At 43.4% G+C, this 13,268-nt stretch carries 11 protein-coding genes; all 11 read left to right on the forward strand.

The features are described from left to right. The first annotated feature begins 31 nt into the window (after positions 1-31). Positions 32-514, forward strand: a complete 483-nt coding sequence (gene petD, locus RMO52_RS04935; protein WP_309738839.1) for a cytochrome b6-f complex subunit IV — start codon at positions 32-34, stop codon at positions 512-514. A 9-nt stretch (positions 515-523) separates the two neighbouring features. After that, positions 524-1,147 (forward strand): cytochrome b N-terminal domain-containing protein, encoded by a 624-nt coding sequence (locus RMO52_RS04940; protein WP_310411434.1) that lies wholly within the window; start codon positions 524-526, stop codon positions 1,145-1,147. Positions 1,148-1,382: 235 nt separating this feature from the next. Then, entirely contained in the window at positions 1,383-4,103 is a 2,721-nt protein-coding gene (locus RMO52_RS04945) for a TnsA endonuclease N-terminal domain-containing protein (protein ID WP_310411437.1), read from the forward strand. 2 nt (positions 4,104-4,105) lie between these two features. Further along, on the forward strand, positions 4,106-5,287 hold the full coding sequence (locus RMO52_RS04950) for an ATP-binding protein (RefSeq protein ID WP_310411439.1): 1,182 nt from the start codon (positions 4,106-4,108) through the stop codon (positions 5,285-5,287). After that, the gene (locus RMO52_RS04955; protein ID WP_310411441.1) at positions 5,274-6,215 is read left to right on the forward strand and encodes a TniQ family protein; all 942 of its coding nucleotides are present in this window, start codon (positions 5,274-5,276) and stop codon (positions 6,213-6,215) included. The genes RMO52_RS04950 and RMO52_RS04955 overlap by 14 nt, the downstream gene beginning before the upstream one ends. 277 nt (positions 6,216-6,492) lie before the next feature. Next, the gene (locus RMO52_RS04960) at positions 6,493-6,900 is read left to right on the forward strand and encodes a TniQ family protein (protein ID WP_310411444.1); all 408 of its coding nucleotides are present in this window, start codon (positions 6,493-6,495) and stop codon (positions 6,898-6,900) included. Positions 6,901-6,989: 89 nt separating this feature from the next. Next, positions 6,990-10,217, forward strand: a complete 3,228-nt coding sequence (locus RMO52_RS04965; RefSeq protein ID WP_310411446.1) for a DUF499 domain-containing protein — start codon at positions 6,990-6,992, stop codon at positions 10,215-10,217. Between the two features lie 114 nt (positions 10,218-10,331). After that, entirely contained in the window at positions 10,332-10,760 is a 429-nt protein-coding gene (locus RMO52_RS04970) for a hypothetical protein (protein WP_310411451.1), read from the forward strand. A gap of 452 nt (positions 10,761-11,212) precedes the next feature. After that, the gene (locus tag RMO52_RS04975; protein WP_310411454.1) at positions 11,213-11,986 is read left to right on the forward strand and encodes a TIGR04255 family protein; all 774 of its coding nucleotides are present in this window, start codon (positions 11,213-11,215) and stop codon (positions 11,984-11,986) included. Next, positions 11,983-12,555, forward strand: coding sequence for a hypothetical protein (locus RMO52_RS04980; RefSeq protein ID WP_310411457.1), 573 nt, complete (start codon positions 11,983-11,985; stop codon positions 12,553-12,555). Before RMO52_RS04975 ends, RMO52_RS04980 begins: the two co-directional genes overlap by 4 nt. A 3-nt stretch (positions 12,556-12,558) precedes the next feature. Continuing rightward, positions 12,559-13,119: a hypothetical protein gene (locus RMO52_RS04985; RefSeq protein ID WP_310411459.1), complete on the forward strand. Its 561-nt coding sequence runs from the start codon at positions 12,559-12,561 to the stop codon at positions 13,117-13,119. Positions 13,120-13,268: the final 149 nt, after the last annotated feature.

Raw genomic sequence — 13,268 nt, forward strand, 5'->3', positions numbered from 1 at the left:
CAGCAAGCTTGACTTCAAACAGGAGTAAATCATGACCCAAGATCGACAATCTGCTGGTAAAACCGATCTCCCGCTGATTCCCGAACTCACCGTACCAAAACGCACGGATCGCCGTCGGTGGGCGTGGTTGAACAATTTTTTGTATCTGTTTCCGACAGTGGGATTGGGGACGATTGGCTTGTGCATCGCTTTAGCCGTGCTAAATCCGGTGGCAATGCCCGATCTGGCAGATCCATTTGCGACACCCGAACATTTGCTGCCGGAGTGGTATCTGCTCCCGGTATATCAGCTCGTGCGGCTGATTCCCTACAAGATCGTGGGCATCGTGACGATGGTGTCCTTTGCGACGGGATTGTTACTCTTACCCATCATTGAAAATCTCGTGCGGTTCGATCCGCGCTTGCGGCGGGGGGTGTCGATCGCGATTTTCTCAGTTAGTACGATTGTCACGCTGTGGCTGGGTTTTGGTGCGCGGTTGCCGATCGAAGATGCGTTTTCACTAGGTCTATTTTAGGAGTTTGCAATGACGATCGAAAATACTACTATTATCAAGCTGCAAAAACTAGCTACCATCATCGCGGTATCCCTGCTCTCGCTGGTACTCACTGCGGCAATTTCTGGCTTGCTGATAGCGTTTTACTACGAGCCGAGTGCGGGTGGTGCTTACACTTCACTCAAACAGATCGATACCCAAATTAATTTTGGCTGGTTGATTCTGACGGTGCATCACTTGGCGGGAAATGGCTTTACGATCTTGGCATTGATTCAAATTGTCGTTATGTTTTTTAGCGAGCAATTTCGTCCGGCGTGGATCGTCGCTTGGGTAAGTGGGATTTTATTAACGCTCAGTGCGGTGGGTTTAGGCTGGACATCGATGATTCTCGACTGGTCGCAGCAGGGCTTCTGGCGGTTTAAGATCGAGCTAGGCACGATCGAAGCCATCCCGCTGATCGGTTCGACGCTGGGCACCATTCTGACTGGTGGCGATGCGATCTCTACCGAAACGGTCGTTCACCTATACACTTTGCACAGTTACGTTTTGTCTTTCGTGGCGATCGGTTTAGCAATTTTCCATCTGGCTGGCTTATCCATTCAAGAAATAGAAATCGATCCGACGATCGCACCCGATCTCGATCCACCTGTCTGACAGGATTCAAGATCCATACAAGCATCAAGTTGTGACTTAACCCATAACTTTGCCGTGCATGGAATCATAACTTTGCCGTTAATGAGTCTGTAGATCCCATTCTACTGTAAAAGCATCTTACGCGATTTCGAGCCTTTAGAACCATAACTTTGCCGCAAGTATCAAATGCAACCATAAGCTTGCCGCAAGTAACTTGCGATATAATGGAGCAGACAAATACTAACGGCAGTATTCTATGCTTACCAAGCAAGAGTTCGATAGCTGGTGCCACCAGCTAAAATTGTCGGATCTTCAAAAAAGTGTCGTCGAACGAATTCGTGAATCACAACCATCTCGCCTTGTCGGTGGCGGACGGAAAAACGTTTCTGGTCGCTACCCCAGCAAAAAAATGGGAGTGACGATTCAATTCGAGTCTCATCGCGTCGAACTTCCTAAAGTCTATGAGTTGGAACACGATGAAGACGTTTTAGAGTTCTACGATCAACCTGCGCCCATCAAACTGGAATATCAAGGTAAGAATGGACGAAACCTCGGACACTTTCATACCCCTGACTTCTTTGTGATTAGAAAAAATACAGTTGGGTGGGAAGAGTGTAAGACTGAGGAAAATTTAAAACAACTGTCAGAAAAAAGTCCAAATCGCTATATCAGAGAAGAGACAGGTCTTTGGTCAGATCGACCAGGTGCAGAATACGCCAAACAGTATAATTTCTACTATCGGATTTGGTCTGATGCTGAAATTAATTGGATACTCGCACGTAACACAATCTTCTTAGAAGATTATTTTCGGAGAATTGAATCATTAGTTGTAAAAGATGATGCTGCCACTGAAGTGCTGGCGTTGGTAGCAGAAGAACCAGGAATATTGCTAGCAGATTTACTCGATCGCCTTGAGAAAGCTAGCTCGGACGATATTTACATTTTAATTACCACCGAAAAGCTATATGTGAATTTGAATGCGACACCATTAGCAGAGCCAGATTTGGTGCGAGTTTTTAGTAACAAAGGAATAGCTGATTCTTATATCTTACTCCATGAGACGAGATCGCTAACTCCGATGATTAGTTCTCCAGCCATCAATCTTGTCAGCGGTGAAGCTGTTTGTTGGGACGGTAAGGGGCTGAGTATTATTCATGTTGGTGACAAAGAAATAGTTCTTCGTGGAGAAGACGAACATATAATCCAGCTAAAAAAGACTGAATTTGAGAATCTGATTCGACAAGGTAAGATTACAAGCCTCCAAATAAATGAGGAGCAAAGCATTAGCGATGAAGCATGGGCAAGATTTCAACAGGCGAGTCCTCAAGACCAAGCAGAAGCTCTCCGTCGGTACAAAGTAATCGAGCCATATTTGAACGATCGACCACCAGAAGTGGAAACCGTATCTGAAAGGACGATTCGGGATTGGAAAGCCAAATATTTAGCTGCGTTAAAAAAATTCAATTGTGGTTTTGTCGGACTTCTTTCCTTTAGTCATGCCAAGGGAAATCGTACTCGGAAATTGCCTGAAGATACGCTCGCAGAAATCAAGAAATTTATTGAGGATAAATATGAAACCATCACGCAACAAAACATGCGTGCCGTTTATGGCTCCCTAGCTAACGCTTGCGAACAAAAAGGTATTATTGAACCAAGCTACAAAACTTTTGTAAAAGAAGTAAATCGACGTAAGGGTTACGAGCAAACAAAGAGTCGCAAGGGGCATCGAGCAGCATATCAACAGCAAGAATTTTATTGGGAATTAGAGAGAACCACGCCTCGTCATGGAGATCGCCCTTTTGAGATCGGTCATATCGACCATACAAAGCTAGATATTGAATTGGTCTGCTCTCGAACACGTCGAAATCTGGGCAGACCTTGGGCTACATTTTTAATGGATGCTTACTCGCGAAGACTGTTAGCGGTTTACCTCACTTTTGATCCACCTTCTAAGCGTTCTTGCCTGATGGTATTGCGGCTTTGCGTTAAAAATCATGGACGGTTGCCCCAAGTTGTAGTCGTAGATAATGGGCCAGAATTTGGTAGCGAATATTTTGAGACACTGTTAGCAACTTTTTCAAAAACGATAAAAAAACGTCCCCCTGCCAAAGCTCGGTTTGGTTCGGTTTGCGAACGTCTGTTTGGTACTTCAAATACTGAATTCGTTCACAATCTAGTGGCTAATACTCAAATTACCCGTAACGTTCGGCAAGTAACTAAGTCGGTTAATCCCAAAAATCATGCTATTTGGACCCTTGGAATCTTGTATGAGTACTTGTGTACCTGGGCTTACGAGGTGTATGATACTGATGACCATCCAGCTTTATGGCAAACTCCCCGCGAAGCTTTTGCAGCAGGGATGCTCCAAGGAGGTAGTCGAATCCATCAAATGATTGCCTATGATGAAAACTTTCAGAAGATCACTTTGCCAACGAATTTAAAGGGGACAGCAAAAGTTCAAAGCGGTAGTGGGGTGAAAATTAATGCTATTTACTACTGGTCGAATGATTTTAAACACCCAGAAATAGTAAAAACTTCCGTTCCAGTCAGATACGATCCCTTTGATTGTGGAACTGCTTATGCTTTTGTCCACGGGCGTTGGGTAAAGTGCATATCCGAACATTATCAATCGTTCCGTGGTCGCTCGGAAAAAGAAATACAACTGGCTAGTAGTGAGTTACGTAAACGCAACCAAAATCATCAGTCTCAATTCACTATTTCATCTAAAAAGTTGGCAACATTCCTTGAATCAGCAGAGGGGAAGGAGATTTTGTTAGAGCAGCGATCTCGTGATGCAGAGGCTCAAGAAGTATTTAAGGCGATCGAAGGTGGACAAGCTGGAGAAAATATTAATAACGTATTGAATATAGCAGAGATGAGTACAAAAACAGATGTCAATCATAATTACGTAACACAGCAGTCTGTAAGTGAATTTTCGTTTTCAGATGAGGATCTTGAAATGTGTGAGGAGTTCTAGGAATGTCTGATGGATTTCCCCGTGAGTTACTTCAGCAGCCAGTGGCAAGCCGACTTGCTTACTTTAAGAAATATGCTGTGCTGCATCCCAAGCTTAAAGAAGCAAAAGAAGCTCTCCTAAGTGCAATTCAAGAGCCAGGAGGTGCATCAATAATTTTTATTTTTGGACCAACATTTGTTGGTAAAACTACACTGAGGTTGGGAGTACAAAAAGAACTGATTGAAGCAGCTCTACCATCCCTTGAAACCGATAGGGGGCGTATTCCTGTCGTTGGGATAGAACTTCAACCACCTGAGACGAGAAATTTTAGTTGGAAAGATTATTGCACAAATGCTCTGATCGCATTAGAGGAGCCACTAATAGATTACAAGATTAATTATGATGTTCGGGGGATTTCGCGCAATAATGCAGGTGAACTTATTATTCAAAATCGGGCAACTGCACACGATCGACGAAGGGCATTGGGAAATGCACTAAGTCATCGGCGGCCAGACATATTTTTTATTGATGAAGCTCAACATTTAGCAAAAATAGCCAGTGGTCAGAAGGTTAAAGATCAATTGGATTATATTAAATCATTAGCCAATACAACCGGGGTGACACACGGATTATTTGGGGTTTATGAATTGAAAATATTCCGCAATTTAAGTGCCCAATTGAGTGGTCGTAGTCTTGATATTCATTTTAAGCGTTACGATCTCAAGTGTGAAGAAGATATGCGTGCTTTTATGAGAGTCGTCAAGAGTTTCCAGTACCACTTGCCACTGGAGGAAACACCAAAATTATTAGAACATGGAGATTATCTTTACTTCGGAACACTTGGCTGCATCGGCCTCCTAAAAAACTGGTTGTTAAAAGCATTGAATGCAGCACTAAAAGAGGGGGCAAAAACTTTAACACTCAAACATTTAGAAGCTCATGCTATATCGACAGATAAACTCAAAGAAATGATGGAGGAGATAGAGGAGGGAGAGCAACTATTCGTGGAAAAAGAAGAGGATCGAAATTGGCTACGAAAGGCTCTCGGTCTTGCACCGATCGACGCATCAACTTCCGACAATTCAACGTCCAAATCGGGGACATCCGAACCCGTAACATCTGCCAAGCCAGCCACTAAGGGTAAAGTTGGTAAACGTAAGCCAAAGAGAGATCCAGTGGGTGTAGAGGATAATGCCGCCAGTTAACGGCTTTAATATTTACGATCGCGATCTCGATCCTTACGAATCTTGCTCGATCGAAATACCATCCATCCCGCCACGGAGCATTCTCTACTCAATCTCACCGATCGGTATCGGTACTGGTGATGTTGAAGGTTTGACGAGTTATCTTTGTCGGCTGGCTGAGGCTCATTGTGTGTCGCCGACTAATCTTTTGCGTTATCAAATCGAGCCTGTTGCTGGTAAGGGAGGTGGCAAAACTGCTAAGTCGGTGAATTTGCAGAGTCATCCTAGTGGTGATAATCGAGTGGCGGCGCGATATGTTAGTGCGCTGGAATATCTCACCATGCAGCCAAATTTGACAGAATTGACCCTTTCGAGTTGGTTGATGGGCAAACGACCGATCGGGAATGTTTTAACTTCGCTATTTGTCGATCGACCGATTAGTATGTTGAAAACTTGTCGGGAATGGTGCCCAGATTGCCTTGAGGAGTGGAAAAATAGCGATCGGGATATCTATGAGCCGCTATTGTGGTCGCTGTCTCTGGTGGCCATTTGCCCGCACCACGATCGATGGTTAGAAAGGTGTTGTCCTCACTGTGCCGAGACTCAACCGATCTTTGCAGCTAAAACAAGAGTAGGACACTGCTCTAATTGTCATGCCTGGTTGGGGATGAGTTCAGACTATTCAAAGCAAGAAGGCGATCGATGTGGCGATCGAAAAGTTTGGCTGTCTTGGTTGGCAGATCGGGCATTAACAGTAATCGCTGCCTCAAGCCACAGACCCACCGAACTAATTCGGCAGGAAATCAGGGATTATTTGAATGGTGCGGGTAAGGACGATCGCAATTCACTGTGGTGGCAGACGTATTCAGCCGATGCACCAAAGCATCAAATTAGTGATGACGATCGATTAGCACTGTTAAAAATATTAGCAAGAGAAATTCCTATTTAGCTGAAACAGCAGAAGCCCCGCGCTCAATTCGCTTCGGATGAGCGTCGGGTAATCGAACCTTTGCCAGGAGAGAGTTTGAGTCATTAGACATCCTGCGAAAGTATTCGAGCGATCCTTTAACATCAACTATTGTGGACATTATTAACTAATAATCAAAGATTGGCTGAATATACTGGAAAATATCGGTTCTGCCGTTGGCGTAGCCTCTCCCTGGAGAATCGGGTTAGGGCTTTCGCAGGATGTCTATTTTCTAGGTTGGTTTCGTCGATCGAATGATTTGCCTCCAGGGGGATTGGCAAAGGCTGCTGGATTTGGTGGTGCAATCATTTCTCGATGGGAAAAGTTTCGATTTAATCCGCCACCATCTCCGAGTCAATTGGCGGCTTTAGCTTTAGTTGTGGGTGTTGATATGGAGAGATTAGTAGAGATGTTGCCACCAGCGGGAATGGGGATGAAGATGGAGCCGATGCGGTTGTGTGGGGCTTGTTGTGGCGAATCACCTTACCATCGGATTGAGTGGCAGTTGAAGAGTGTCGATCGATGCCATCAGCATCAATTAAGGTTGTTATCGGAATGTCCTAAGTGTGGGGCGCGGTTTAAGGTTCCGGCTTTGTGGGTGGATGGATGGTGTCAGCGTTGTTTCACGCCTTTTGGAGAGATGAAAGAGTGCCAAAAGTCGATTTAGATCTAATGATTCTCCTTTAGACTGTAGATCTTTGAGACTTTTCAACCCACAATAGACCAAGGTGAGATTGGTTTAAGGGAAAAAGCATCATGCTGTCGTCAATTTTAGATACTTGTACTCCACGAACAGAAATATTATCGGGAGAGCTGTCTCTGGATTTGTTTGCAGCCAAGCTCAAGCTGGTTGTTGATGGTAATGCGCCGCCAGTTTATCAAAACCCAGAACTTTTCTTTGCTAACACTTTTCCCACAGCAGGTTTAAAGACTTTAATTGCCGAAGTCTTTGGCAGATTAACTGGCACAACGGTAGGATCGCCAGTGATTCGGTTAGAAACGAGTTTTGGCGGTGGGAAAACCCACGATGAAATTGCGCTCTGGCATCTGGCACGGCAAGGGAGACAAATTCCAGGGTTAGATCGATTTACCGATCGATTGGAACAGATTCCGATTAGCCCGATTCAAATTGCGGCAATCTCAGGGCAAGATTTAGACCCGACGAATGGTGACTTCCATGCTGATACGGGTATCTCGACTTATACGCTTTGGGGTGAGATTGCTTATCAAATTGGGGGAATTGAGGGCTATCAACTATTACGGGGTTCGGACGAACAAAAAGTCAGTCCTGGCACTAATGTATTGCAAAGATTGATTGGCGATCGACCAACGCTGATCGTACTTGATGAAATTGCTCAGTATCTCCGTAAAGCTAAGGCTGTAAAGGTTGGTAATAGCGATCTAGCCGGACAAGTAGTGGCATTTTTGTTCGCGCTGATGGATTTAGCAGGCTCCTGTCAAAACTTAGTATTTGTCTATTCGTTAGCTTCTGCTAGTGATAGTTTTGCCGATGACACCACCGAATTACAAGAAGCGATTAAGGCTTCGGCGCGACAGGAAAAAATCCTGACTCCCAGCACCGATCTGGAGATTTACAACATTGTTAAACAGCGGCTGTTTAGTAGCGTTGATGATAAAGCTGCCAAAAAAGCTGCTCAGGAATATCTGCAATCCTATCGATCGAGTCGATCCAATCTCCCCGATGGCTGTAAAGATGCAGCTTATACTCAAACGATCGAAGCTAGCTACCCCATTCATCCCGAACTTTTTAATTTATTAACCAAAAAGATCGCCTCAATTCCCAACTTCAATCGGACGCGCGGCGCATTGCGACTATTTGCGATCGCGACTCGTTATCTGTGGCGAGAGGGCATCGCTTTGCCGATGATTCATCCTCATCATTTACCCGTAGGTATCGATGATGAGATTACTAATGAACTGACTTCGCGGCTACAACGTCCACTGATGCGCCTACCGATTCAGGCAGATTTGTATAATGCCAGTGGGCGTGAGGCTCACGCTCAAATTCAGGATCGAGAATGGTTAGCCGCAGGAAAGTCTCCTTTTTCTACTTGGGTAGGGCGAACGATTTTTCTCCATTCGATCAATCAAGGGATTGTTGCTGGGATTCGTCAAACCGAGTTAAATTTATCCTTGCTAATGCCAGGAGGCGATACTAATTTTGTCGATCGAGCATTGGAACGATTAACTGAAGTAGCTTGGTATCTGGACTTTGACCCCATTTTAACGATCGCTCGATTCAAAGAAGAGCCGTCGATCAATAAGATTGTGGCAGAGGAGAAAGAGCAAGTTGGACGTGGTGAGGCAAAGGAAGAACTGCGAAAACGTCGAGATTCGATCTTTGCTACCCGCTATTTCCGCCTCGTACCCGCCCCTACTAGTCCAGGTGATGTTGATGATAATGCCGATGAGATTACCCTGTCTATCATCGATTTTCAGGAGGCGATGGTGACATCTTCGATCGATCCTGCGCCAACAATTATCGAGCAGATTTTTCAGCAGACGGGAGAATTTGGTAAGTTTCGGATCTTTCGCAATCGGTTATTGTTTCTAGTCGCTAATAAAGTTGACTTAGAACGAGCCAGCGAACTAGCGCGGGAGTTTCTAGCAATTAAAAATATTCTCAAATCGGAACATCGACTAACCGATCTCTCGGAAAGCCAGCAGAAGCAACTGAAAAAGAAGGAAGGTGAATTAGATTTGGGAGTGCGAATTGCTTTGGCGAATGCTTATCGCCATCTATTCTATCCAGCCCAAGATCTAGTCAAAGCCCCAAAAGGCTTGATGCACTACACTTTACCCGTTCAGGATACTAGCGATCTCAAGGGTAAAAATAACCAAGATATAATTCTCAAGGCGTTAAAAGATTGTCAGAAAGTTCGGGCTGATGATGCACCTAACTATGCGCCTGCTTACATTTTGCAGAAAGTGTGGTCGCCAGGATTGGAGTCAATTACAACCAAGGGTTTGAAGGAAGCTTTTGCTAAAGATTTGGGACTCAATTTCTTCGTGGAAAGCGAGATTCTCAAACTGCGATCGACTATTCGTGCTGGTTTAGAAGCTGGACAGTGGGATCTAAAAATGGGCGATCGCGTGTATATCAATACGCCCCAAGCTAAGGTGGTTATTCCCGATAATATCGAATTTTCCGATCGCCAGGTATTGTATCGACGCGGGATTCTCCAACTACCAGTTCCCCGTGAAATCGAACTTAGTGCCCAAACTTTACCAGGGGAGCCAGATAGTCAGAAAGTACCTGTCAGAGTCAAATGGCGAGCGATCGGGGCGATCGGCGTACAGTTGTTTCAAGATGGAATCTTAGTTCCCAATAGTTTCCGTCCGGCGGATGAATATACGGGCGAGATAACCAGTACCAGCTTATTTAAACTGGTGGTTGATTATGGCGATGGGGAGGTGCTATCTCAGGAAGCTAAAGCCGTCCAGTGGACTTCCTATCGCAATGATGGGGAGATCGGAGATCCTCTCGTGGCAACTCAATTGGGTGTCTATGCGGTGAAAATTAACCCTGTGGAGCTACCAGTAGGTAGTTTGAATAGTATTTTCAACGAGTGGCGCGATCGAGTCCACGATCGCAAAATTGCCGCCGTTGAGAGTTTGGAGTTAACAGTTTCTGAGATTGTAGACTATCGCAAGCTGACTACCGCCTTACCCCTATTGATGCGCTTCCCGATCGAAATCGACCAATTAGTCACCGTTCAAACTGGCAATCGGTTTCTGCGGTTGGAATATCAGGGGGAGATTAAGGGCTTCCAAACACTAGCTAGTTCAGTAAATACCTTTTTGACCGATCCAGAGATGCGGGCGGAGGTTTCGCTGAAGATGCGCCTAAATTTTGCTACTCCAGTTTTACCGGAAGGGACGGAAATGCAATCGATCGAGCAGACATTGGGCAGAAATCCGATCGAACGGGGACATCTAGCGGTGACGGTGGTTTATGACTGAGGATGTGGATGACAGGCAAGATGCCTGTCTGAGTCAGGCTTAAATTTGTGTGTACTCCCCTAGACCAAAGGACGGGAAGGAGAGAAAATAGAAACGTTACCTGGAGAGTCTGTCGTGCAAGAGTTTCAACTGCGGGTTGTCCCGATCGACAATAATAATTTTGCGCTGGAGCTATACCAATGCGCCTATAAGCAAGCGGGGGAAAAACGTCGTCCCCCTGCCAAACGAGTTGGACGGCTGAAGGGGCAATCTTTGGTACAAGCACGGCAAGCGGTGTATGACTGTCTCAAGGTTAATAACTACGATCCCAAGACGTTAAAACACTCTCGCCAAAACGCCTATGTTCTGAGTGAGTTGTCAGGTGTAAATTTGGCGTTGCTGTTTCAAGCTCTCCAACCCTTATCAAAGTTAGAACGGATTGCCAACATTACAGCGGGAGTAATGGCGATGAGTAATGAGGAAGCGCACTACTGGTTTGCTAAAGTGAGTAATGGCGACAGGCACCGTGCTTTACGGGCAATTCGGGTATTATTGGGCGATTGAGATGATGAAAGAGCGAACGTGAAGTGCCTTGAAATGTATCTCGATCTCTATGGGATGCAAGTTATCGGCTAAGTAATGGGTATATTTATAAAATACATAATACACATATTTTCATTTCCATATCTGCATTTTTACAGCACATAAGTACTACGTTGTGTGACTAGCTACCTTGTAAACTGTGCAAAACCGTACAAAGCGACAACCTATCGATCGTATAGATTACGTCATAATCTTCTAGACTATGTGTAAAATCGATATATATAAGTAAATAATTTGCTAAACCATACATACTTCACTCTCATACATGGCTAGTTCAAATATAAATCCTGTATATTCCTCGGACTGAGACTTCCAGAGATTGTATCCGAACTCTCTCGATCTAAAAACCGCTCTACCTTTTTCAATAGAACAAAAATACTATTATAAATTCAACGGTTTCTTGTAAATGAAAAATGACATTCTCTAAGCCACCGATAGTTGAAGCTATATTTCATTTAGTTGTCGAGCGTGACAGTGATTTCGAGCGTGAGGTATTGAATGAATATGCAAAATACATTACACAAACTTTTCCTATTTTTAACCAAGAAGAAAAAAGATTTTTAAAGAATGAGATAACAGTTAAGCTGGACGATTTAGACAATATCACTTCTTCTGTAACCAATATTTTAGAAGGATATAAGCTATCTTCAAATGATAGGGCTAAAGTTATTCAAGCCAATACGAGCAGCTTCTCCTTTAGCAAACTACATCCTTATGAAACATGGGATATTTTCTATGAAGAAGCAAACAAATTTTGGGAGAAATACGTTGAGACGACCTCAGCTACTAGAGTCAAAAGGCTCAGTTTGAGATACCTCAATCGTATCATGATACCTTTTGAAAAAAAAGTGATTCAACTGCATGATTATATTAAGGTTTTCCCCGAAGTTTCTGATGATTTGTCTATGATAATCTCTGGATATTTTATGCAAATATCCCTTGCGTCAATGACTTATCAGCCATCGCAAGCAATTGTCAATCAAACAGTTGGTAGCGAAGAAGTTGGAGGAACTAATGGTGATTCAACATTTATTCCTTTAATTTTTGATGTAGAAGTTTTTCAGGATGTAGATCTTGATGTTCGAGATAGCTCTATAAATTCTATTTTTGTTGACAACTTGCGCCCATTCAAGAACGATATATTTTTTAACAGCATTACTGAGAAATCGCAGGAGTTTTTTCAATGATTAACAAAACTAATTCCAGAAGCTGTATCGATACTTTAACAAAGCCAGCTTACGTTATTGTTGCAAGTTCTAGCAAAGGTCAAAGTCAAGAATACGGACGAGTTGAAGCACAGATACATCATCAAGAGCGTAATGACACTCAACTTAAATATGTCCTGGCGAGTATCAGTGACATTGCGGTGTTTGAACGTCGAGCAGAATGTCTAAGAGATTTACTACTTGAAGATCGCACTGCTTTGTCGGAACAAGAGATCTTAGACATCAGAAATATTTTCAATCAAAGTCAACAATTGAGTGACAAAATTCAAAATAAAAATCAGCTTATTTTACTGTCACTGGCAAGTCTTCTAGAGCCACTAATCGAAAATTCTGCATATTCACATGAGATAGCGTCTATTGTTAGAATTTTATTAAAGTCTCCTGTAGAAACTTTGAGATATGCTGGTCTAGATATTATTGCGGCTGGACTAAATATATCTCCCATCGCAGATAAATTATTGGAAGAAGCAAGAATATTGCTCAAGGCTGAAGAGTCAGGGTACGTTCGTGATTACTTGGAGTCCCTTTAGTTTGTGGAGCAATTTTTTTATTATCGAAGTTTAAGTAACCGTCCTGTTATTTGGAGAGATGGAAAGAAAGTAAAAAGCTTCCCGTCTAATCTGACAAAGGATGATTACTTGAGACATATGAAGTTGGGAAAAGGATTTCCTTCAATCTGGAAATCATCAAGTGATGAGGATTTAGAAAGAATTGCTCTGGGTACTATGTTGTGCAGGGGACATCTTGACAAGCTAGAATTAATTGGTTTCGATCCATGCTGCTTCGAGCAAACTAAAATCCGTGTTGTGCAAGCGACCGATCCTCAATTTCCTCTACCTCTAGTTGCAAATCTTCATCATGAATTGTGTGTTGGTGATAGTGATGACAACGATCTAATAGGTTCAATAGAAATTTTCCTACAATGTAACGGCGATATCAAAAGATTTCCAAAATTGCCAACAACAGGATTAGAATTGAGTATCTTAGATTTAGCAAATAAATACATTGAAGAAATTAGTGGGGATAATCATTTAAAAACTGCCCATAAATGGATTGAAGACCATGAGAAAAAGCTTAAATCACAACAAAAGTAATACATTACGTAGCTGCGGAAACTGACTAATTATGCTATGTGCGACCGATTCAGAAGGGAAGGATAAACAGATCGGTCTTTGAGATCGAGCGAGCTGTTACCGCGCCACAGAGTTATGATTCAGAGGGGCTGTATTGCCTATTCTTAAAA

Origin of the sequence: Chamaesiphon sp. OTE_8_metabat_110 (genome assembly GCF_031382685.1) — a bacterium.
Classification (GTDB): Bacteria; Cyanobacteriota; Cyanobacteriia; order Cyanobacteriales; family Chamaesiphonaceae; genus Chamaesiphon.

Excerpts from the sequence above, each read along its gene's own strand:
- RMO52_RS04950 (WP_310411439.1), top strand. The coding sequence starts at position 4,106 with ATGTCTGATGGATTTCCCCGTGAGTTACTTCAGCAGCCAGTGGCAAGC.
- RMO52_RS04945 (WP_310411437.1), top strand. The coding sequence starts at position 1,383 with ATGCTTACCAAGCAAGAGTTCGATAGCTGGTGCCACCAGCTAAAATTG.
- RMO52_RS04965 (WP_310411446.1), top strand. The coding sequence starts at position 6,990 with ATGCTGTCGTCAATTTTAGATACTTGTACTCCACGAACAGAAATATTA.
- RMO52_RS04980 (WP_310411457.1), top strand. The coding sequence starts at position 11,983 with ATGATTAACAAAACTAATTCCAGAAGCTGTATCGATACTTTAACAAAG.
- RMO52_RS04975 (WP_310411454.1), top strand. The coding sequence starts at position 11,213 with ATGACATTCTCTAAGCCACCGATAGTTGAAGCTATATTTCATTTAGTT.
- RMO52_RS04955 (WP_310411441.1), top strand. The coding sequence starts at position 5,274 with ATGCCGCCAGTTAACGGCTTTAATATTTACGATCGCGATCTCGATCCT.
- petD (WP_309738839.1), top strand. The coding sequence starts at position 32 with ATGACCCAAGATCGACAATCTGCTGGTAAAACCGATCTCCCGCTGATT.
- RMO52_RS04940 (WP_310411434.1), top strand. The coding sequence starts at position 524 with ATGACGATCGAAAATACTACTATTATCAAGCTGCAAAAACTAGCTACC.